This is a genomic window from Tritonibacter sp. SIMBA_163 (assembly GCF_046535935.1).
GTDB lineage: Bacteria > Pseudomonadota > Alphaproteobacteria > Rhodobacterales > Rhodobacteraceae > Epibacterium > Epibacterium scottomollicae.
Map to the genome: position 1 here is coordinate 1 of NZ_JAWJBP010001419.1, position 233 is coordinate 233.

The 233-nt window shown below is 35.6% G+C and carries 1 pseudogene; it reads left to right on the top strand.

The features are described from left to right. Positions 1 to 233: pseudogene (locus tag R0J92_RS26970) on the top strand (diaminopimelate epimerase); the annotation flags it as partial.

Below are 233 nucleotides of genomic sequence, written 5' to 3' on the forward strand. Positions count from 1 at the left end.
GGTGAACCCTATTTACTAGCAGAAGAAATTCCAACCACTTTAGGATCTGCATCAGAAAAAGTAATTAATCAATCGTTGACAGTTGCTGAACAAACTTGGCAAGTCACTTGTGTCAGTATGGGGAATCCTCATTGCATTACGTTTGTTGATCATGCGGATGCAATTGATCTAGAAAAAATTGGTTCTCAGTTTGAAAATTATTCTGTTTTTCCGAAACGAATTAATACTGAATT